This window comes from Streptomyces sp. A012304, assembly GCF_026008495.1.
In the GTDB taxonomy this organism is placed as follows: Bacteria; Actinomycetota; Actinomycetes; order Streptomycetales; family Streptomycetaceae; genus Streptomyces.
Map to the genome: position 1 here is coordinate 86,219 of NZ_BQUN01000068.1, position 19,877 is coordinate 106,095.

A 19,877-nucleotide genomic window follows, 5' to 3' on the forward strand; every position below is an offset into this window, starting at 1 on the left:
CTCAGGGGAAGCTCAGCGTGTCAGGGCCGAGGGGCGGCAGCAGCCCCTCGGCCGCCGCGCGGGTGAGCAGCCCGCGGACGGCCGCGTAGCCGTCCTCGCCCAGATCCGCCGTGAACTCGTTGACGTACAGCGCGATGTGCTGGTCGGCGACGGCCGGGTCCATCTCCTGGGCGTGCTCCATGACGTACGGGCGGGACACCTCGGGGGCGTCCCAGGCCGCGCGGACGGACGTACGGATCGCGTCGGCCAGCCGGGTCAGGGTCTCCCGCCCCAGCGACCGCTTCGCGATGATCGCGCCCAGCGGGATCGGCAGCCCGGTGGTGGCCTCCCAGTGCTCCCCCATGTCGGCCAGCTTGTGCAGCCCGTAGTCGCGGTACGTGAACCGCGCCTCGTGGATGACGAGCCCCGCGTCGACCTTCCCGTCCCGCACGGCCGGCATGATCTCGTGGAACGGCAGGACGACGATCTCCCCGACCCCGCCCGGCAGCGTGTCCGCAGCCCACAGCCGGAACAGCAGGTACGCCGTCGACCGCTCGCTCGGCACGGCGACCGTACGCCCGGTGAGGTCGAGCCCCGCCTCCCTCGTCAGCACCAGCGGCCCGCAGCCCCGCCCCAGCGCGCCCCCGCACGGCAGCAGCGCGTACCTGTCGAGGACGTACGGCAGCACCGCGTACGACACCTTCAGCGCGTCGAACTCGCCGCGCTCGGCCATGCCGTTGGTGAGGTCGATGTCCGCGAAGGTCACGTCCAGCGCGGGCGCCCCCGGGACCCGGCCGTGGGCGAGGGCGTCGAAGACGAACGTGTCGTTCGGGCAGGGCGAGTACGCGATGCGCAGCGGCTGCGACAGGTCACCGGTGGTCGTCATGTGGGGTCCAACTCTCCAGGACGGGGGTGAGCTTCCCGAAGGCCGTGGTCAGCGCGGCGAGCGCGTCGCCGACGCGCCACGCGGCGCGGTCGCGCGGGCCGACGGGGTTGGAGACCGCGCGCACCTCCAGGACGGGCGTGCCGTGCGCGGCGGCCGCCTCGGCCACCCCGAAGCCCTCCATGGCCTCGGCGAGGGCCCGCGGATGGCGGGCGCGCAGCGCGGCGGCGCGGGCGGCGGTGCCGGTGACCGTGGAGACGGTCAGGACGGTGCCGGTGCCCGCCCCGGTGGCGGCCGCGGCCTGCCGCACGAGGGCGGCGGGCGGGCGGTGGGTGACGGTGCCGAAGCCCAGCTCGGTCACCGGCAGGAAGCCGTCGGCGGTCTCGGCGCCCAGGTCGGCGGCGGTGATCTCGTCGGCGACGACGAGGGATCCGAGGGGCGCGCCGGGGAGGAACCCGCCGCCGATGCCCGCGGAGACGACCAGGTCGTACGGGGTGCCCGCGAGGGCGGCGGCGGTGAGGGCGCCCGCGGTGGAGGCGGCGGCCGGGGCCGGACCGACACCGGCGGCCAGCAGGTCGTACGCCCCCCTGCGCTCCAGGGTCAGCGCGGGGAGCCGCAGCTCACGGGCCGGTCCGGGCAGCGCCTGTGCCACCGCGTCCCGCTCCACGGGGACCGCGGTGGCCACGAGCACCCGGCGCCCGGCGGCAGCGATCAGTCGTCCTTCTTCAGCCTGAACGACCACAGCCCGGTGACCTCCTGGCTGTCCTTCTTGCCGTCGCCCGCCTTGATGGAGACGAGGGTGGAGTCGCCCTGGGCGCCGTACTGGGCGTTGAAGAACACGCTGCCCGGGATCGTCCGGTAGGTCTTGTCGCTGTCCTCGGTGAGCGGCTGGCCGTTCATCAGGATCGTCCAGCGCTTCTCCGCGACGTCGGGGTCGACGCCGAAGCGGACCGTCTCGTCGGGGTCGACGGAGATGGACTTGATGTCCTTGTCCTGGAGGCACTTCGTCGCGTCCGCGGCCTTCAGGACGTCGCCCTCGCCACCGCAGGTGGCCTCCGAGCTGACCGAGGACCGGCCGACGGTGATCGTGGACAGCGGCGTCGGCTTGTCGCAGGCCGACAGGACGAGCAGTCCGGCGGAAACGGCGCCGGCGGCGGCGACGGCGCGGCGGCGTCGCACAGCCCGGGATGCATCAGCGGCTTCGCCGCGGGGCAGCGTGGTCATGCCCGAAGGCTATCGGGCACGTCGGGCGGTCTCTCTACGTGGGGGGCGGCGTGGCTGTGTGTCACACCACACGCGGCACCCCGCGCCCGGCTCCGCGGGTCAGAGCACCCGGGCCCGCTGGGGGCCGCCGTGGCGGGCCGAGGAGAGCAGGCCGCGGACGGTGGTGACCCAGCCGAGGGCGACGACCGCGGCCGCCACCGACAGGCCCAGCGTGCCGTTCAGCGGCATGGCGATGCCGACCGCGCCGCCGAACACCCACGACACCTGCAACAGCGTCTCCGAGCGCGCGAACGCCGACGTGCGCACCGGCTCCGGCACGTCCCGCTGGATCAGCGCGTCCAGGGACAGCTTGGACAGCGCCTGCGCGAACCCCGCGACGGCCGCCACACAGGCCACCAGGAACGCCCCGAAGAACGCCGCCGCCGTGATCACCGAGGCCAGCACGCCCGCCACGACCGTCACGATGATCAGCTCCGGCGCCCGGGAGCGCAGCCAGGCCCCCACGGCCGTCCCCAGCGCGTTGCCCGTGCCCGCCGCGACGGCCACCATGCCCAGCGACACCGCCGCGCTCTGCCCGGTCAGCGGATGCTCGCGCAGCAGGAACGCCAGGAAGAAGGTGAGGAACCCCGACAGCCAGCGCTGCGCGGCGTTGACGGCCAGGCCGTGGGTGACGGCGATGCCGACCGTCCGCAGGCCCGGCCGCTTCACCGGCTGCCGGTGCGGTCCGTGCAGATGCTGCTCGTCCGCCGCGAGGAGCGCGGTGTCCTCGCCCTTGGCCGAGTCGACCTTCGCGGGCAGCGTGAAGGACAGGACCGTCCCCGCGACGAAGATCACGAAGGCGCCGTACAGCGGATAGCGCGGCCCGAGGGCCTGCAACCCGGCCGCGACCGGCGCGGCGATGCCGGTGGCGAGGAGACCGCCGAGGGTGACCCGGGAGTTCGCCTTCACCAGGGAGAACGCGGGTGGCAGCAGCCGGGGTACGACGGCGCTTCTGACGACGCCGTAGGCCTTGGAGGCGACCAGCACGCCCAGCGCGGCCGGGTACATCTCGATGCTGCCGGTGACGACCGCGCCGGACAGCACCAGCGCGAGCAGCGCCCGCGCGCCCATCGCGGCCGCCATCGCGGCCCGGCGGCCGTGCGGCACCCGGTCCAGCAGCGGGCCGATCACCGGGGCGAGCAGCGTGAACGGCGCCATGGTGATCGCCAGGTAGAGCGCGACACGGCCGCGGGCCTCGTCGGTCGGCACGGAGAAGAAGACGGTCGAGGCGAGCGCCACGGTGATCATGACGTCGCCCGCGCCGTTCACACCGTGCAGCTCGATCAGCTTGCCGAGGCCGGACTCCCCGGCGCCGTGCGCGTGCGTGGCCTTGCGGATACCGCGGGCGGTGCCGGTGAACGGCAGGTGCAGGGCACGGCCGACCGCGCGGACGGGCCCTCGCCTCTGGCCCGAGCCGCCAACGCTGCTTTTTCCCTTCGCCCCACCGGTCCCGGTGGCGCCCTGGGGTGTCCTCGCGGTTGCCACCCCGTCATAGTGCCCCGAGAACGGCGTCCGTAGTGCGGTTACCGCGCGTACGGCCCCGTCGGGAACGGCCGGCGGGGGCGGGCGGAGTGGGGAAAACCAGACGTGGACGGTCGCAGAAGGGTCGCAGTAGGACCGTCGGTGTGGGCTGAGAGCCCGCGAACAGGTAGCGTGCGTATCTCAGCCATCCCCCACAATGGATGGCACAGGTGCGTCCGGGCGCGAATCGGACGCGGACGTCGACGCGGCCCCCAGGTCCGCTCCGTCCGCACCCGCCGCCTTCAGGTCGGCGCACCCGAGTGACGGCGTAGGAGAGAAGCGATACCTGTGAGCGCAGCGACCACGCGAAGCCGCACCCCCGACCGCCTGTGCGCCGAGGCCGTCGACCTCGCCCGCGCCGCGGCAGAGGAGGCCGCCGCACCCGGCGTGGTCGGGGAGCACGTAGGGGTGCTCTCCGAGGGCGACCGCGTGGTCACGCACTTCTTCGAGTGCAGGGAACTCGGCTACCGGGGCTGGCGCTGGGCGGTGACGGTGGCCCGCGCGTCCCGCGCGAAGATCGTCACCCTCGACGAGGTGGTGCTGCTGCCCGGCCCCGACGCGGTGCTGGCACCGGAGTGGGTCCCGTGGAGCGAGCGCCTGCGCCCCGGCGACATGGGCCCCGGCGACCTGCTGCCGACGGACGCCGAGGATCTCCGCCTGGAGCCCGGCTACACCGGCGAGGACGCGCCCCCGCCCAACGCGGCCGTCTCCCACGAGATGGCGGACCTGGTGGAGGCGGAGGACGCGGAGGTCACGGCGGGCCCGCCCGCCAACCTCCCCACGGCCCCGTCCCGCGGCTCCATCGCCGCCGTCGCCGAGGAACTCGGCCTGCGCCGCGCCCGCGTCCTGTCCCGCTACGGCCTGCACATCGCGGCCGACCGCTGGGAGGAGGCGTACGGCCCGAAGACCCCCATGGCCCAGGCGGCGCCCGCCTCCTGTGTCAGCTGCGGTTTCCTCACGCCCATCGGCGGCTCCCTCGGCCAGGCCTTCGGCGTCTACGCCAACGAGTTCTCCCCGGCCGACGGCCGTGTCGTGTCCCTCTCCTACGGCTGCGGCGGCCACTCCGAGGCGGCCGTCATGCCGAAGCCGCCCCAGCCGGCCCCGCCGGTCATCGACGAGACGCGGGTGGACCCGTTCCCCCTCCGCCCGGCGGCGGACTCGGGCTCGGTCCCGGCGGTGACGGACGAGGAGTCGGCGGAGCTGGGGCACTCCTGAGCCGTCAGCGTCCCGACTGCGGCCGGTTGTCCTCGTCCCGGTAGAGCGGCAGGCCGTCCGTCGGGATCGTCCAGTCGCCGATGGTGACGTCCTCGCCGTACACGAAGTCCTTGCGGGTCGCGTAACGGGGGCCGTCGGGGGTGGGGTGGATGTCGGTGAGGACGGCGCCGGTGCCGGTGCGGGGGTCGAAGACGGCGTAGACGGGGACGCCGATCAGCGGGTAGTCGCGCATCTTGGACACCCAGTCGTTGTCCGGGTTGGAGCGCGAGACGATTTCCACGGCGGCGACGAGCGAGCGGGGATCGAAGGATCCGTCTCCCTCCATCTCGGCCTCGCTGATCACCATCACATCGGGACGGCGCATGACGCCCTCGGGTTCGTCCTCGACGTCGGGCTCACCCGTGTGCGCCACGAGATCCTCCGGCATCACCTTCTCCAGGCGTTTCCGGACGCGCAGCACGGTGAGCTCGTGCGGCTTCGAGGGCGACCTCATGTCGAGGACGATCCCTTCCTTGGTGATCTCGAACCTGCCGGGAAGGGTGTCGTCCGTGGACTGCACGAAGTCCCGCATGGCCCGGTAGAGGTGGGAGGCGCCCTGCCGCGCGTTGTCCGGGGCGATGGTCATGGCGCTCGCTCCTCGTCGTCTGTGCCCAGGGGCAAGGATCGTCGCTTTCATGCTAGGCGGCCCGTCGGGAGTTCGGTTCGTCGCGGCAACCGAGCGGTGAGGTGGTCGGCCGGGAGCGCGGCGCAGGAGTGAAAGTGGCGCTCAGGAACCCAGGTGGGTGATCTGCACTTCTGCGAGGAAGCCGGCAGGGGCGGTATGCGCTGCCTCCTCGGCGCCGAAGGCGTATTCCCACTTCCAGGTCACTCGCGGACCGCTCTCATGGCTTCGTCCAGGACGGTGCTCAGCCCCTTCAGGGCGTCCCGGGCGATCATCGGGTCCTCTTGCTCCAGATTGCTCACGGCCCGGGCATGGCGGAAGGCGAGATCCGGGCGGCGGGCGATCTCGATGTCCCTGGCCCACGCCAGGACCCAACTCCGGACCGGGCTGAGGCTTTGCCACTCGACCGCCTTGGCGAAGGCCTCGTCCTTCGTGGCCTGCATCTCCTCCAGACGCCCCCGGTGCCACTGAGGCGAGCGCCGCACGAAGGGCGTCGGGGGTCTGCTCGGGGCGGGGGATCAGCTCGTGCCCGTGGTTGGCCTGAGTGCTCATGGTGTCCTCCAGAGGATGCCCAGGCCAGACGTGGGTCTCCAGCTCGCGTAGCGCGGCGGCGATACGGGCCCTGCCCTCGGGGAAGCGGTCGGCGAGCGACTTGATGTCGACCCGGGCGCCCTGCGGCAGCGACTGGATGTGCACGGCGAGGCCGATCGCCAGCAGCGAGAGTTCGGCGTGCTGGGCGAGGTGGTTGCCGATCACCGTGAAGCGGGTGGTGTGGCGGGCATTGTCGTGGTTGAGACCCGCGTGGGGGTGGTTTTTGCCCGCGATACGGGACTCGGCGCACGGGGGCGCGCTAGGGTTTTGCGTGTCCATCGGGAAGCCCTACTTCCTCGGTGGTCAGGCCCTCGCATCGGGATGCCAGTCCCGGCGAGGGCCGTCGCATGTCTGCGGTTGGTCGCGCTGAGCGTAAGGCAGGCAACCGCCCTCGAATCCAGCCCAGTCCGGCATATTCACTCGCGGGAGTGAGTTTGCGCGGCGGGCGGGAGGGGTGGGGCTTGGTGGGGTTCTTTCTCCCCGGTTTCTGCCTGGAAGGGATCGCCCTTGTCACCGAAGCGCGCGTTTTCGGGTTCCGGTGACAGTCGGATCTCCGCCCACACCGTCTTGCGCGGCGGCAGCCCCTCGAACACGCCCCAGCGGTCGGCCAACGTGTCCACGAGCAGCAGGCCGCGGCCGGACTCGTCGTCCGGGGTGCCGTGTCGCAGGCTCGGCATCCGGTCACCGCGCGTATCGGTGACCTCGACGCGGAGGGTGCCGCCGATGACGTACAGCGACAGCGCGAAGTCCCTGCCGGGGACGCGGCCGTGGGTGACGGCGTTGGCGGCCAGCTCGGCGACGATGTGCGCCGCCGGGTCCAAGGGCAGGCCCCAGGCACGGAGTTGCTCCGTGGCGAGCAGTCGGGCGAGACGGGCACCGCGAGGAGTGGGGGACAGCCGCTGACCGAAGTTGCGGAAGCGGTGGGCGGATTTCTGGATCACGTCACTCAGAGTGGCCGCGTCTGCTTACTGTGAACAGTGACGACTTCGTTGCGTACGGTAACTGTCCGGAAGTTGTCCGGCGGTGTCGACGCTGTCCAGTGGGGGTGTGGCGTGACGCAGGTGAACGGCACGGAGGTGCGGCGTGAGGTGGAAGGTGAAGAGCCGGGCTGGGAGGTGGATCCGGACGACGACTGGGGCGTCGCGGTCGTCGAGACGGTCGGACGGCAGTTGAAGCTGCGCAGGGAGGCCTTGGGGATGCGGGCCGCCGAATTCGGGGTGGCGGTCGGCTACGGCGAGGACATGATCTACAAGATCGAGAGTGGCAAGCGGATTCCCCGACCGGAGTTCCTCGACAGAGCGGACGAGGTGTTGGAGGCCGGCGGGCTGCTCTCTGCGATGAAGGAGGACGTGAAGAAGGTCAGCTATCCCAAGAAGGTACGGGACCTGGCTTCGCTGGAGGCCAAGGCGGTCGAGTTTCAGCTCTACGACCCGCTGAACATCCACGGGCTGTTGCAGACACCTGAGTACGCCCGCGCGCTGCTGCTGATGCGGCGCCCCGCATACGTCGAGGAGGAGGTAGAGCGGTTCATCGCCGCGCGTGTGGCTCGGAAGTCGGTGTTCGAGAGGGAGCCCGCGCCTGAGATCAGCTTCGTTCTGGAGGAGTGGACTCTGCGCCGTCCGCTCGGAGGGACCACGGTGTTGCGCCACCAGCTCGAGCACCTGCTCGAAGCAGGTCGGTTGCGGAACGTCGAGCTTCAGGTGATGCCGATGGACCGCGAAGCGCACGCTGGCGTGGATGGCGGCATCGAGGTGCTGAAGTTCGAGGACGGTTCGGCAGTGGGTCGTTCCCCAGTCGTGGCCAACGGGCGACCGGTTTCTGAGCCCAGGCATCTCCGTATCCTGGAACTGCGCTATGGCATCATCCGGGCTCAGGCGCTCACCCCGCGTGAGTCGACGGCCTTCATCGATCAACTGCTGGGGGAAACATGATCCGCAACACCTCGGCCGGGGGTGCCTCCGGCCTGGCGTGGTTCAAGAGCAGCTACAGCAGCGGCAGCGAAGGCGACTCCTGCGTAGAGGTCGCCACCACCTCCGCCACCGTCCACGTCCGCGACTCCAAGAACGCCTCGGCCGACGGTCCCCGCCTCGCCCTCGCGCCGCGGGCCTGGGCCGCCTTCCTCCCCTACGCCTCCGCGAGCTGACCCCGCCCCGCGCGATACCTTCTCCTCACGCCGACGAGGAAGAGGGAAACCGACGTGAGCAAGTTCGTGCGGCCCGCGCCCGAGGGCGCGGACCCCTTCGGTACGGCCCGTCTGCGCCGGGGGGTGCTGGACGCCTGGGCGACCAGTCCCGCCCGGTTCCGGGAGGACGCCAACGCCGAGGAGGATCTCGTCCTCGGCGGCTACCGGGACCGCCTCGTCGTCGAGCTCGCGCAGAACGCCGCCGACGCGGCCGCCCGCGCCGGAGTGCCGGGGCGGCTGCGGCTCACCCTCCGGGAGGGCGTCCTCGTCGCCGCGAACACCGGTGCCCCGCTGGACGCGACCGGGGTCGAGTCGCTCGCGACCCTCCGGGCGTCCGCGAAGCGCGACACGCACCAGGCGGCGGTCGGCCGGTTCGGCGTCGGGTTCGCCGCCGTCCTCGCCGTCACCGACGAGCCCGCCGTGGTCGGCCGGCACGGCGGGGTGCGCTGGTCGCTGGCGGAGGCCCGGGTGCTGGCCGCCGAGACCGCACGGCACAGCCCCGGCCTCGGCGACGAGATCCGCCGCCGCGACGGGCACGTGCCGCTGCTGCGGCTGCCGTTCGCCGCCGAGGGCACCGCCCCCGACCCGTACGACACGGCCGTCATCCTGCCGCTGCGCGACCCGGCCGCCGCCGACCTCGCCGAGCGGCTGCTGACCGCCGTCGACGACGCCCTGCTGCTCGCCCTGCCGGGCCTGGAGGAGGTCGTGGTCGAGATCCACGACCAGGCGCCGCGCACCGTGCGCCGGGCCGCCGACGGCGACCTCACCGTCGTGGAGGACTCCCGGGACGGCACCACCCGGTGGCGGATCGCCGCCGCGAACGGGCCCCTCACCGCCGACCTGCTCGCCGACCGGCCGGTGGAGGAACGCCTGCGGCCGTACTGGTCGGTCACCTGGGCCGTCCCGGTCGACGAGGATGGCAGCCCCGCACGGCCCCGCACCAGCCCCGTCGTGCACGCGCCCACCCCCAGCGACGAGCCGCTCGGTGTGCCCGCCCTGCTCATCGCCTCCTTCCCGCTGGACACCACCCGCCGGCACGCCGCGCCCGGCCCGCTGACCGACTTCCTGGTGCAGCGCGCCGCCGACGCGTACGCCGGGCTGCTCGCCGGCTGGCGGCCGGTGGACGCCGGGATCATCGACCTCGTGCCGGGCCCGCTGGGCAAGGGCGAGCTGGACGGCGCCCTGCGCCAGGCGATCCTGGAACGACTGCCGCGCACGGCCTTCCTGCCGCCGGCCGCCGAGCCCGCACCCGAGGAGGACCTGCCCGAAGCGCTGCGCCCGCGCGACGCCGAGGTCGTCGAGGGCGCCGGCGCCGACACCGTACGGGTGCTCGCGGAGGTGCTGCCGACGCTGCTGCCCGCCGGGCTGGAACGCCGGGTCGAGCTGCGCACCCTCGGCGTGACCCGGATCCCGCTCGCCGACGTCATCGACCGGCTGGCCGGGCTGGAGAAGCAGCCCGAGTGGTGGCACCGCCTCTACGACAGCCTCGCCGGCGTCGACCCCGACCGGCTGACCGGCCTGCCCGTGCCCCTCGCGGACGGACGGACGACGATCGGCCCCCGGCAGGTGCTGCTGCCCACCCCGGAGGCGGCCCGCGTCGACGCGGACGTCCTCGCCCGGCTCGGCCTGAAGGTCGCCCACCCGGACGCCGCGCACCAGCTCCTGGAGAAGCTCGGCGCGCTGCCCGCGACCCCGCGCGCCGTGCTGACCACGCCGCAGGTGCGGGCGGCCGTCGCCGCGTCCCTGGACGACGACGGCGGCGCCTGGGACGAGGACACCCCCGACGCCGAGGAACTCGCCGACACCGTCCTCGCGCTCGTCCGCGACGCGGGCCTGGAGCCCGGCGACGAGCCCTGGCTGGGCGCCCTGGCCCTGCCCGACGAGGACGGCGAACCCGCCCCCGCCGGTGAACTCGTCCTCCCCGGCAGCCCCTTCGCGCGCGTCATCCGGGAGGGCGAGCTCGCCGCCGTGGACGCCGAGCTGGCCGCCAGGTGGGGCGAACAGCCGCTCGCCGCCTGCGGTGTCCTCGCGGACTTCGCGCTGGTGCGCGCCACCGACGTCGTCCTCGACCCGGACGAACTGGAACCCCGCGAGGGCGACTACGCCGAGCCCGACGACCCGGGGCTGCTCGACGCCGTCGACGTGTGGTGCGAGGACATCCTCGACCGCTTCCCCGACTCGCCCGTCCCGCCCGTCGCCACCGAACTCGTCGCGGTCCGCGACCTCGACCTCGTCGACGACGAGCACTGGCCGCAGGCGCTCGCCCTGCTCGCCCGGCCCCCGCTGCGCGACGCCCTCACCCAGCCGGTGCGCATCCTGCTGCCCGACGGCACCCACGAGGTCGTACGGCCCTACACCGCGTGGTGGCTGCGCGGGCACCCCGTGCTCGACGGCCGCCGCCCGGCCGGTCTCCTCGCCGCCGGCGGCGACCCGCTGCTGCACGGCCTGTACGACCAGGCCGACGCCACCGGCTTCGACGACGAGCAGGTGCTGCGGGCCCTCGGGGTACGGACGTCCGTGGCCGCGCTGCTCGACGAGCCCGGCGGCGCCGCCGAGCTGCTGGACCGCCTCGCCGACCCGGAGCGTACGGTGACCGCCGCGCAACTGCACGGCCTGTACGGCGCGTTGGCCGAGCTGGACCCCGAGCAGGTGACCCTGCCGGAGGAGCTGCGGGCCGTCGTCGACGGGCGGGTGGAGGTCGTGGACGCGGCCGACGCCGTCGTCGTCGACTCGCCCGACCTGCTGCCCTTCACCGAGGGCGTCCCGCTGCTGCCGGTGCGGCCGTCGCGGGCCGCCGAGCTGGCCGAGCTGTTCCAGGTGCGGCGGCTGAGCGAGTCGGTGACCGGGGAGGTCGACTCGCAGGGCACCGAGCACGACGTACCGGAGTCGGTACGGGTGCTGCTGGGCCCCCGCACCCCCTCCTCGTACGTCGAGCACGAGGAACTCGTCGTGGACGGGGTGGAGATCGACTGGCGGCTGACCGACGACGGTGTCCTGCACGCCGCGACCCTGGAGGGCGTCGCCGCCGGCCTCGCCTGGGCGGCCGGCCAGTGGCCGCGCCGCTTCGAGGTGGCCGCCCTGCTGGAAGACCCCTCCCGCACCCAGGAGTTGGCCCGGGACCGCTGGTTCGACTGAGGAGCGTCGACGGGCCGCCGGGACTCCTGAGCGATCTTCACGGGCCGCCCACGGTTGCTGCGAAATTGCCTCGCGATTTCTTCGCCGGACGTGCAACCGTGTGGCGGCACGGCGAGTCTCATCCGCCGTACAACCTTTTCCCTGAGTCGGGGATCTGATCATGCGAGCCGACAAGGCTCGTCGACACCGTGGGCTCACCGGTGATATCCGCCCGGAGAGCCCCCTTCCTCTTGGGACACTCATGCGTATTCGTGCCACCGTGGCCGCCGTCACCGGCGCCCTGGCCCTCTCCGCCTTCGCCGTCCCGGCTGCCCAGGCCACCGACAACACGCCCAGCAAGGCGGACGCCTTCAAGGCCCTGCACCAGGCCGCTTCCGGCAAGACCGCGTTCACCGGCGAGACCGCCGAGGACGGCGAGCCCTACGCCCTGAACGCCACCTTCTCCGCCGTGAAGGTCAACAACGGCAAGCCGATCGTCGCCGGCACCACCGGCGTCGTCTCCGTCCCGGTGACCTTCACCGTGACGCACTCCGCGGACGTCAACCTCAACGCCGCCGACACCGACGTGGACGTCTTCATCTACCGCGGCACGCTCGCGGACCCGACCAACCTGCTGCTCGGCGACGACTGGCCGAGCTGCGTCGCCGCCTCCGCGACCGTGTCCAACTGCAAGGGCACCGTCGACATCTACGCGGCCGAGGAGCTCTCCAACGCCGACGCCACCACCTGGAAGGCCGCGGGCTGGATCGCGGACTACAACGACCAGGCCGACGTCGAGTTCGAGGACATCGACTGGAGCAAGGTCGGTTACACCGAGCAGGACAACCTGACCACCGCCCGGCTCCAGCGCCTGACCAAGCTGACGGTCAACGCCTCCCCGGAGCCGGTGAAGAAGGGCGCCAACCTCAGCGTCACCGGCCGCCTGACCATCGCCAACTGGGACACCGGCACGTACACCGGCTACGCGGGCGTGTACGCCCAGGCCCAGATCCGCCGGGCCGGCACCACCGCCTACTCCGGCATCAAGTTCGTCAAGACCACCTCCACGGGCGGCCTGTCCACCACCGTCACGGCGACGGTGGACGGCTACTACCGCTACAGCTTCGCCGGCACCAACGCCGCCACGGCGTCCGTCGCCGCGGGCGACTACGTCGACGTGCGCTGAACCCACTGATCCACGTGACAGGGCCCGGCCCCGCAACCAGCGGGGCGCGGGCCCTTTCCGCGTCTTCCCGGTCTACCGGGTCTTCCCGGTCTTCCCGGTCTCCCTGGCTTTCCCGCTAGACGGGGAAGCGGCGGTCGACCCACCTCCACACCAGCTCCAGCGTGGCCGACGCCGCCACCGCGATGCCCACCGCCGTCCACGGCATCGTCACCCCGACCAGCTTCAGCGCGAAGAACTCCTGCAACCACGGCACCACCAGCACCACCAGGAACCCCGCGCCCATCGCGGCGACCAGGGCGACCCGCCACCAGGTGTACGGGCGGGCGATGATCGCCAGGACCCACATGGAGATCAGGAAGAGGGTCAGCGTCGCCGCGCTGGTCTCGGCGTCCAGGGCGCCCGGACCGGTGTAGTGGTGCCGCGCGACCAGGTACGTCACGAAGGTCGCCGCGCCGGCCAGCACCCCGCCCGGGATCGAGTACCGCATGACACGGCGTACGAAGTGGGGACGGGCCCGTTCCGTGTTGGGGGCGAGGGCGAGGAAGAAGGCCGGGACGCCGATGGTGAGGGTGGACAGCAGCGTCAGGTGCCTCGGCAGGAACGGGTACTCGACCTGCCAGCACACCACCAGCAGCGCCAGCAGCACCGAGTAGACCGTCTTCACGAGGAAGAGGGTCGCCACCCGGGTGATGTTGCCGATGACCCGCCGGCCCTCCGCCACCACCGACGGCAGGGTCGCGAAGCTGTTGTTCAGCAGGACGATCTGCGCGACGGCCCGGGTCGCCTCGGAGCCGGATCCCATGGCGACGCCGATGTCCGCGTCCTTCAGCGCGAGCACGTCGTTGACGCCGTCGCCGGTCATCGCGACCGTGTGCCCGCGCGACTGGAGGGCGCCCACCATGTCCCGCTTCTGCTGCGGGGTGACCCGCCCGAACACCGTGGCGTCGTCGAGGGCCGCGCCCATGCCGTCCCGGTCGGCGGGCAGCCGCCGCGCGTCGACCGTACGGGCGTCCAGGCCGAGCTTGGCGGCCACCGCCCCCACCGACACCGCGTTGTCGCCGGAGATGACCTTGGCGTGGACGTTCTGGTCGGCGAAGTAGCGCAGGGTGTCGGCGGCGTCCGGGCGCAGCCGCTGCTCCAGCACGACGAGGGCGGTGGCCTGCGCGCCACGGGCGACCTCGGGGTCGTCGAGGTCGCGCGCGGCCCGGGTGAGCAGCAGCACCCGCAGGCCCTGCTCGTTGAGCCGCTCGGTGTCGGTGAGGGCGGGGTCGTCGTCGGACAGCAGGACGTCGGGGGCGCCCAGCAGCCAGGTGCTGGTCTCGCCGTTGCCCTCGCTGAAGGTGGCGCCGCTGTACTTGCGGGCGGAGGAGAAGGGCAGGGACTCGGTGCAGCGCCAGTCCTCGGCGTCCGGGTAGGCGTCGATGATCGCCTGGAGGGAGGCGTTGGGGCGCGGGTCGGACTCGCCGAGCGCCCCGAGCACCTGGCGTATGTAGCCCGGGTCGGCGCCGTTGAGGGAGCGGACCTCGGTGACGTCCATGCCGCCCTCGGTGAGGGTGCCGGTCTTGTCCAGGCAGACGGTGTCGACGCGGGCGAGCCCCTCGATGGCGGGGAGTTCCTGGACCAGGCACTGCTTGCGGCCGAGGCGGATGACGCCGATGGCGAAGGCGACCGAGGTGAGCAGGACGAGGCCCTCGGGCACCATCGGGACGATCCCGCCGACGGTACGGGCGACGGAGTCCCTGAGGTCGTTGTCCTTGACGAACAGCTGGGTGACGACCAGGCCGATCGCGGCCGGGATCATCATCCACGTCACGTACTTGAGGATCGTGGAGATGCCGGAGCGCAGCTCGGAGTGGACGAGGGTGAAGCGGGAGGCCTCCTCGGCGAGCTGGGCGGCGTAGGCCTCGCGGCCGACCTTGGTGGCCCGGAAGGCGCCGCCGCCCGCGACGACGAAGCTGCCGGACATGACCTGGTCACCGGGGCGTTTGACGACGGGGTCGGCCTCGCCGGTGAGCAGCGACTCGTCGATCTCCAGCCCGTCCGCCTCGATGCACATCCCGTCGACGACGATCTTGTCCCCGGGTCCGATCTCGATGAGGTCGTCGAGGACGAGGGCGGAGGTGCTGACCTCCAGGGCCACGCCGTCGCGCCGCACGGTCGGCCGGGCCTCGCCGATCACCGCGAGGGAGTCGAGGGTCTTCTTCGCCCGCCACTCCTGCACGATGCCGATGCCGGTGTTGGCGAGGATCACGAAGCCGAACAGACTGTCCTGGATGGGCGCGACCACCAGCATGATCAGCCAGAGGACGCCGATGATCGCGTTGAACCGGGTGAAGACGTTCGCCCGGACGATCTCGCCGACGGAGCGGCTGCTGCGCACCGGAACGTCGTTGACCTGACCGCGCGCGACGCGTTCCTCGACCTCGGCGGCGGTGAGACCGGTCGCGGTGAGGGCCGAGGCGGGGGCGGCGGCGTCGGTATGGGTCATGGAATCGACGGTACGTGCGGATCGGGGGGTTCACCCCCGGAAGCCCGGAAGATCCGACCTGGGAAGGACGGCCGTCGTGCGGCGGTACTACGCGCCCCTGCCGGGGTGCGCCTACCGGGGGGCGCCGGCGCTCACTGGGGTGCGCCCGCCTCTTCGGTGTCCGTGGCCTCGGAGTGCGCGGCCCGCTTGATCGCCGCGTCCCGCCTGCGGACGTACCAGATGCCGATGAAGCCGAGACCGCCGCCCGCGAGGCAGGTCCACAGCCACCACAGATGCCCGTGGTCGTCGAACCAGCCGTAGAAGGGGAGCTGGACGAGGAAGAGGGCGAACCAGACGGCCGTGCCGCCGGTGATGGTGGCGACCACGGGGCCCTCCAGGGGCTCGGGCGCCTCGTGCTTGGGGGTCCACTTGGCCATGGAGGACAGCCTACGAGGCGGACGGGTCTACGCGCGGAGATGGAGTCCCGTACATTTATGTGTTCATACTGAAACCGTTTTGTCTTTGACCACTTCTGTTCGTAGGAATCGCCAATGCCCACCTCGGCCACCGCCAAGGCCCCCGCGCCCCAGGAGCCGGGCAGTGCGCCCGCGTACGGCGCCCTCGACCGCTTTTTCAAGATCTCCGAGCGAGGCAGCACCCTCGCCCGGGAGGTCCGGGGCGGCTTCGCCACCTTCTTCGCGATGGCGTACATCATCGTGCTGAACCCGATCATCCTCGGCAGCGCGAAGGACATGTACGGGCATCAGCTGGACAACGGGCAGCTGGTCACCGCCACCTGTGTGAGCGCCGCGTTCACCACGCTCCTCATGGGCGTCATCGGCAACGTGCCGATCGCGCTGGCCGCCGGCCTCGGCGTGAACTCGGTCGTCGCGCTCCAGCTCGCGCCGCGCATGGCCTGGGCGGACGCCATGGGCATGGTGGTGCTGGCGGGCTTCGTCGTCATGCTGCTGGTGGCGACCGGTCTGCGCGAGCGGGTCATGAACGCGGTGCCCTTCGGGCTGCGCAAGGCAATCTCCATCGGCATCGGCCTGTTCATCATGCTGATCGGCCTCGTCGACTCCGGCTTCGTCAGCCGGATCCCGGACGCCGCCCACACCACCGTCCCGCTCCAGCTGGGCGGCGACGGTCACCTCACCGGCTGGCCGGTGCTGGTCTTCGTCCTGGGCGCGCTGCTCACCCTCGCGCTGATCGTGCGCAAGGTGCCCGGCGCGATCCTGATCTCGATCGTCGCCATGACCGTGCTGGCGGTGATCGTCGAGGCGGTCGTGAAGGTGCCGAGCTGGGGCCTGACCACGCCCGAGTGGCCGGGCAACCCCGTCGCGACGCCCGACTTCGGGCTGCTCGGCGAGGTCAGCCTCTTCGGCGGGTTCGACAAGGTCGGCGTGCTGACCGGCGTGCTGTTCGTCTTCACGGTCCTGCTGTCGTGCTTCTTCGACGCGATGGGCACGATCATGGGTGTCAGCGACGAGGCCAGGCTGACCGACGCGCAGGGACAGATGCCCGGCATCAACAAGGTGCTCTTCGTCGACGGTCTCGCCGTCGCCGCCGGTGGCGCCAGCTCCTCCTCCGCCACCACCGCCTTCGTGGAGTCCACGGCCGGCGTCGGGGAGGGCGCCCGCACCGGCTTCGCGAACCTGGTCACCGGCGGTCTGTTCACCGTCGCCCTGTTCCTGACGCCCGTCGCCACGATGGTCCCGTCCCAGGCGGCCACGCCGGCCCTGCTCGCGGTCGGCTTCCTGATCCTGGCCAACTCGGTCAAGGAGATCGACTGGGCCGACCACACCATCGCCGTGCCGGCGTTCGTGACGATGGTGATGATGCCGTTCACCTACTCGATCACCAACGGCATCGGCATGGGCTTCATCACCTTCGTGGTGCTGCGGCTGGCGGCCGGACGCGGCCGGGACGTCCCGGCCCCGATGTACGTGGTCTCCGCCGTGTTCGCCTTCTACTACCTGATGCCGGCCCTCGGCCTCACGTGAGGTCCGCGCGGGGTTGTCCCACCTGAGGCACCCTGCGGGATGCCTCAGGTGAGCCCGTAGAACTTCTCCGTCTCGTCGACGGCGGTCTGGAACCGCTCGTCGAAGTCATCACGAATGAGCGTCCGGACGACGTAGTCCTGGACGCTCATTCCTCTTTTCGCGGCATGCTGCCGGAGCCGTTCGAGCAGCTCGTGGTCTATGCGCAGGCTGAGCACGCTGGTCCCCATGGGTACGAGGGTCGCGGCACGGTTCGGGGCGGCGGGTGACGTTCTGTGTGTCCATCACCCGGATGAGTGACATGGGGTTGTCAGGGGGTCAGTGGTGGGCGTCACGGACGCGGGGCGCCCCCTCGGTGGTCCTTAGTCAGAGTAATGAGTTACGCTAAAGAGATGCTGGACCTTACCCATGGCGACGACGCTGCCGCCGTGAACGCACTGCGATCCGCCGTGATGCGGTTGTCCCGTCGGCTCAAGCACCAGCGGGTCGACGAGTCGCTGAGCCCCACCGAGATGTCGGTGCTCGGCACCCTCTCCCTCTGCGGAAGCGCCACCCCGGGCGAGCTCGCCCGCAAGGAGCATGTGCAGCCGCCGTCGATGACCCGCATCGTCGCGCTGCTGGAGGCCAAGGGCCTGGTCCGGCTGGAGCCGCATCCGGAGGACCGGCGCCAGAAGGTCGTCACCAAGACCGAGCAGGCCGAGACCATGCTCGAGGAGAGCCGCCGCAAGCGGAACGCGTTCCTGGCCACCCTGGTCGAGGGCCTCGACGAGGACGAGTGGGCCAAACTGCGCGCCGCCGCCCCCGTGCTGGAGAAGCTCGCACACCTGTAAGCACCTCGCGAGGAGGCGAACCCCTTTGAGTTCGGGAACCGGAGCAGATTCCGCCCCCGCACCGACCACCCACGACTCCCCCGCACGGACGCCTGCCGAAGGCGTCACCCGCACGTCCTCGATGTTCAGCTCCCTGAAGGTCAGGAACTACCGCCTGTTCTTCGCCGGCCAGGTCGTCTCCAACATCGGCACCTGGATGCAGCGCATCGCCCAGGACTGGCTGGTGCTCAGCCTCACCGGCTCCGCCACCGCCGTCGGCGTCACGACGGCCCTCCAGTTCCTGCCGATGCTGCTGTTCGGCCTCTACGGCGGCGTCCTCGTCGACCGCCTGCCCAAGCGCCGCGCGCTGCTGGTCACCCAGTCCTCGATGGCCGTCACCGGCATCGCCCTCGCCGTCCTCACGCTGAGCGGCCACGTCCAGGTCTGGCACGTCTACGTCGCCGCCTTCGCCGTCGGCCTCGCGACCGTCGTCGACAACCCGGCCCGCCAGTCCTTCGTCTCCGAGATGGTCGGCCCCGACCAGCTGCAGAACGCGGTCAGCCTCAACTCCGCGAACTTCCAGTCCGCCCGCCTGGTCGGCCCCGCCGTCGCCGGTCTGATGATCACCGGCGTGGGCACCGGCTGGGCGTTCCTCGCCAACGGCCTGTCCTTCGTCGCGCCCATCGTCGGCCTGCTGCTGATGCGCGCCCGCGAGCTGTACGTCGTCGAGCGCGCCCCGCGCGGCAAGGGCCAGCTGCGGGAGGGGCTGCGCCATGTCGCCGGGCGGCCGGAGCTGATCTGGCCGATCGTCCTGGTCGGCTTCGTCGGCACCTTCGGCTTCAACTTCCCGGTCTACCTCTCCGCCTTCGCCGACGACGTCTTCCACGCCGGTGCCGGCTCCTACAGCCTGTTCAACACGCTGATGGCGGTCGGCTCCGTGGCCGGCGCCCTGCTCGCCGCCCGGCGCGGCACGGCCCGGATGCGGGTGCTGATCGCCGCGGCGGTCGCCTTCGGCGCGATCGAGCTGGTCGCGGCCGTCGCGCCCACGCTCTGGCTGTTCGCGCTGCTCATGGTCCCGATCGGGATGTTCGGCATGACGGTCAACGTCACCGCCAACACCGGCATCCAGCTGAACACCGACCCGGCCATGCGCGGCCGCGTCATGTCCCTGTACATGATGGTCTTCCTCGGCGGCTCCCCGGTGGGCGCCCCGATCGCGGGCTGGATCACCGACGCGTACGGCGTGCGCGCGGGCCTCGCGGCGGGCGGCGTCATCTCCGCCGCGGCCGCCGCCACCATCGGCCTGCTCCTCGCCCGCACGGGAGGCCTGCGCCTGTCACTGGGCTGGCACCACGGCCACCCGACACTCCGCTTCGTCCCGAGGGAACGGAAAGAGGAGCTGGCGGCCGTGGCGTGACCGGCGAGGGCGTCAGACGCGCGGGCCAGCCGCGCAGTACAGCGATACGCGGAGCCGCCGGTCACACCCTGCGCGCCAGCACCTGACCCGGCCAGTCGTTCTCGCCGGAGGTGTACCTCTGCGTCGGGACGAAGCCGTTGGCCTGGTAGTAGGCGACCAGCTTGCCGTCGTCGCCCGCGTAGCAGTCCACCCGCAGCAGGCCCACGCCCGCCCGCCGGGTCACCTCGGCGGCGTGGTCGAGCAGGGCACTGCCCACGCCGTGGCCCTTGAAGCGGCGGTCGGAGGCGAGCCAGTGGATGTACCGCTCGGGCTCGCCGGGCGGCGGCAGGTGGGACAGGTAGGGGCCGGGCGCGTCGGTGAGGGTGAGGGTGGCGGCCGGCACGCCGTCGGCGTCCGCGATGTACGCGCTGCCCTCCTCCATGTACCGGACGACCGACTCCACCGTCCTCGCGTGCCGGGACAGGGGCTGCGTCCCCCACTGCCCGGGGCGTCCCTGCGAGACCAGCCACTCCACACAGCTGTCGAGCATGCCGAGTATCATCGGGACGTCGTCGGGGCCGGCTTCTCTTATGGTGATCTCCATGCCGCC

Annotated in this window: 18 protein-coding genes and 2 pseudogenes; 8 read left to right on the forward strand and 12 right to left on the reverse strand. The window is 72.0% G+C overall.

Annotated features, from left to right (window positions below; translation table 11 throughout):
- Nucleotide 1: 1 nt before the first annotated feature.
- From ALMP_RS15535 to ALMP_RS15550, 4 genes are all read right to left on the reverse strand, one after another.
- Nucleotides 2–865 carry a 1,4-dihydroxy-6-naphthoate synthase gene (locus tag ALMP_RS15535; protein WP_264928315.1) on the reverse strand — a complete coding sequence of 288 codons (864 nt, stop codon included), beginning with the start codon at nt 863–865 and terminating at the stop codon, nt 2–4.
- Nucleotides 849–1,604, reverse strand: a complete 756-nt coding sequence (locus tag ALMP_RS15540) for a futalosine hydrolase (RefSeq protein WP_264928318.1) — start codon at nt 1,602–1,604, stop codon at nt 849–851. The genes ALMP_RS15535 and ALMP_RS15540 overlap by 17 nt, the downstream gene beginning before the upstream one ends.
- Nucleotides 1,574–2,086 (reverse strand): DUF2771 domain-containing protein, encoded by a 513-nt coding sequence (locus ALMP_RS15545; protein ID WP_264928320.1) that lies wholly within the window; start codon nt 2,084–2,086, stop codon nt 1,574–1,576. Before ALMP_RS15545 ends, ALMP_RS15540 begins: the two co-directional genes overlap by 31 nt.
- A gap of 99 nt (nt 2,087–2,185) precedes the next feature.
- Nucleotides 2,186–3,610, reverse strand: coding sequence for an MFS transporter (locus ALMP_RS15550; RefSeq protein WP_264928322.1), 1,425 nt, complete (start codon nt 3,608–3,610; stop codon nt 2,186–2,188).
- A 324-nt stretch (nt 3,611–3,934) separates the two neighbouring features.
- On the opposite strand from ALMP_RS15550, the gene ALMP_RS15555 reads away from it, so the two are divergent.
- On the forward strand, nt 3,935–4,861 hold the full coding sequence (locus ALMP_RS15555) for a DUF3027 domain-containing protein (protein WP_264928324.1): 927 nt from the start codon (nt 3,935–3,937) through the stop codon (nt 4,859–4,861).
- A 4-nt stretch (nt 4,862–4,865) separates the two neighbouring features.
- Here the strand turns inward: ALMP_RS15555 and ALMP_RS15560 are convergent, their stop codons facing one another.
- From ALMP_RS15560 to ALMP_RS15575, 4 genes and pseudogenes are all read right to left on the reverse strand, one after another.
- Entirely contained in the window at nt 4,866–5,486 is a 621-nt protein-coding gene (locus ALMP_RS15560; protein ID WP_264928326.1) for a Uma2 family endonuclease, read from the reverse strand.
- A 239-nt stretch (nt 5,487–5,725) separates the two neighbouring features.
- Nucleotides 5,726–6,074 (reverse strand): annotated as a pseudogene (locus ALMP_RS15565) (hypothetical protein).
- A gap of 30 nt (nt 6,075–6,104) precedes the next feature.
- Nucleotides 6,105–6,392 (reverse strand): annotated as a pseudogene (locus ALMP_RS15570) (helix-turn-helix domain-containing protein); the annotation flags it as partial.
- A 137-nt stretch (nt 6,393–6,529) separates the two neighbouring features.
- Nucleotides 6,530–7,054 (reverse strand): ATP-binding protein, encoded by a 525-nt coding sequence (locus ALMP_RS15575; protein ID WP_264928328.1) that lies wholly within the window; start codon nt 7,052–7,054, stop codon nt 6,530–6,532.
- A gap of 111 nt (nt 7,055–7,165) precedes the next feature.
- Between ALMP_RS15575 and ALMP_RS15580 the strand changes: the two genes are divergently transcribed.
- From ALMP_RS15580 to ALMP_RS15595, 4 genes are all read left to right on the forward strand, one after another.
- Nucleotides 7,166–8,044: a helix-turn-helix transcriptional regulator gene (locus tag ALMP_RS15580; protein ID WP_375803489.1), complete on the forward strand. Its 879-nt coding sequence runs from the start codon at nt 7,166–7,168 to the stop codon at nt 8,042–8,044.
- A complete protein-coding gene (locus ALMP_RS15585; protein WP_264928330.1) occupies nt 8,041–8,256 on the forward strand; it encodes a DUF397 domain-containing protein in 216 nt (71 codons plus the stop codon). Before ALMP_RS15580 ends, ALMP_RS15585 begins: the two co-directional genes overlap by 4 nt.
- Nucleotides 8,257–8,310: 54 nt before the next feature.
- A complete protein-coding gene (locus ALMP_RS15590) occupies nt 8,311–11,430 on the forward strand; it encodes a sacsin N-terminal ATP-binding-like domain-containing protein (RefSeq protein ID WP_264928331.1) in 3,120 nt (1,039 codons plus the stop codon).
- 241 nt (nt 11,431–11,671) lie between these two features.
- A complete protein-coding gene (locus ALMP_RS15595; protein ID WP_264928333.1) occupies nt 11,672–12,595 on the forward strand; it encodes a hypothetical protein in 924 nt (307 codons plus the stop codon).
- 115 nt (nt 12,596–12,710) lie between these two features.
- Here the strand turns inward: ALMP_RS15595 and ALMP_RS15600 are convergent, their stop codons facing one another.
- Nucleotides 12,711–15,083: a cation-translocating P-type ATPase gene (locus tag ALMP_RS15600; protein WP_264928335.1), complete on the reverse strand. Its 2,373-nt coding sequence runs from the start codon at nt 15,081–15,083 to the stop codon at nt 12,711–12,713.
- A 131-nt stretch (nt 15,084–15,214) separates the two neighbouring features.
- Nucleotides 15,215–15,499 (reverse strand): DUF2530 domain-containing protein, encoded by a 285-nt coding sequence (locus ALMP_RS15605; RefSeq protein WP_264928337.1) that lies wholly within the window; start codon nt 15,497–15,499, stop codon nt 15,215–15,217.
- Between the two features lie 114 nt (nt 15,500–15,613).
- Here ALMP_RS15605 and ALMP_RS15610 point away from each other — a divergent pair, with 114 nt between their 5' ends.
- On the forward strand, nt 15,614–17,065 hold the full coding sequence (locus tag ALMP_RS15610) for an NCS2 family permease (protein WP_264928338.1): 1,452 nt from the start codon (nt 15,614–15,616) through the stop codon (nt 17,063–17,065).
- A gap of 44 nt (nt 17,066–17,109) precedes the next feature.
- Here ALMP_RS15610 and ALMP_RS15615 read toward each other — a convergent pair whose 3' ends face one another.
- Nucleotides 17,110–17,292 (reverse strand): BrnA antitoxin family protein, encoded by a 183-nt coding sequence (locus ALMP_RS15615; RefSeq protein ID WP_264928339.1) that lies wholly within the window; start codon nt 17,290–17,292, stop codon nt 17,110–17,112.
- Between the two features lie 162 nt (nt 17,293–17,454).
- Between ALMP_RS15615 and ALMP_RS15620 the strand changes: the two genes are divergently transcribed.
- Complete coding sequence (locus ALMP_RS15620; protein ID WP_264928340.1) at nt 17,455–17,892, forward strand: MarR family winged helix-turn-helix transcriptional regulator; 438 nt, start codon at nt 17,455–17,457, stop codon at nt 17,890–17,892.
- Between the two features lie 25 nt (nt 17,893–17,917).
- A complete protein-coding gene (locus ALMP_RS15625; RefSeq protein ID WP_264928342.1) occupies nt 17,918–19,288 on the forward strand; it encodes an MFS transporter in 1,371 nt (456 codons plus the stop codon).
- A gap of 61 nt (nt 19,289–19,349) precedes the next feature.
- Here ALMP_RS15625 and ALMP_RS15630 read toward each other — a convergent pair whose 3' ends face one another.
- On the reverse strand, nt 19,350–19,871 hold the full coding sequence (locus ALMP_RS15630) for a GNAT family N-acetyltransferase (RefSeq protein WP_264928344.1): 522 nt from the start codon (nt 19,869–19,871) through the stop codon (nt 19,350–19,352).
- Nucleotides 19,872–19,877: the final 6 nt, after the last annotated feature.

What these genes read in the sequence shown, in the direction of transcription:
- ALMP_RS15535 (WP_264928315.1), bottom strand. Translation starts at nt 865, where the DNA reads ATGACGACCACCGGTGACCTGTCGCAGCCGCTGCGCATCGCGTACTCG.
- ALMP_RS15545 (WP_264928320.1), bottom strand. Translation starts at nt 2,086, where the DNA reads ATGACCACGCTGCCCCGCGGCGAAGCCGCTGATGCATCCCGGGCTGTG.
- ALMP_RS15560 (WP_264928326.1), bottom strand. Translation starts at nt 5,486, where the DNA reads ATGACCATCGCCCCGGACAACGCGCGGCAGGGCGCCTCCCACCTCTAC.
- ALMP_RS15585 (WP_264928330.1), top strand. Translation starts at nt 8,041, where the DNA reads ATGATCCGCAACACCTCGGCCGGGGGTGCCTCCGGCCTGGCGTGGTTC.
- ALMP_RS15595 (WP_264928333.1), top strand. Translation starts at nt 11,672, where the DNA reads ATGCGTATTCGTGCCACCGTGGCCGCCGTCACCGGCGCCCTGGCCCTC.
- ALMP_RS15600 (WP_264928335.1), bottom strand. Translation starts at nt 15,083, where the DNA reads ATGACCCATACCGACGCCGCCGCCCCCGCCTCGGCCCTCACCGCGACC.
- ALMP_RS15605 (WP_264928337.1), bottom strand. Translation starts at nt 15,499, where the DNA reads ATGGCCAAGTGGACCCCCAAGCACGAGGCGCCCGAGCCCCTGGAGGGC.
- ALMP_RS15610 (WP_264928338.1), top strand. Translation starts at nt 15,614, where the DNA reads ATGCCCACCTCGGCCACCGCCAAGGCCCCCGCGCCCCAGGAGCCGGGC.
- ALMP_RS15615 (WP_264928339.1), bottom strand. Translation starts at nt 17,292, where the DNA reads ATGGGGACCAGCGTGCTCAGCCTGCGCATAGACCACGAGCTGCTCGAA.
- ALMP_RS15620 (WP_264928340.1), top strand. Translation starts at nt 17,455, where the DNA reads ATGCTGGACCTTACCCATGGCGACGACGCTGCCGCCGTGAACGCACTG.
- ALMP_RS15630 (WP_264928344.1), bottom strand. Translation starts at nt 19,871, where the DNA reads ATGGAGATCACCATAAGAGAAGCCGGCCCCGACGACGTCCCGATGATA.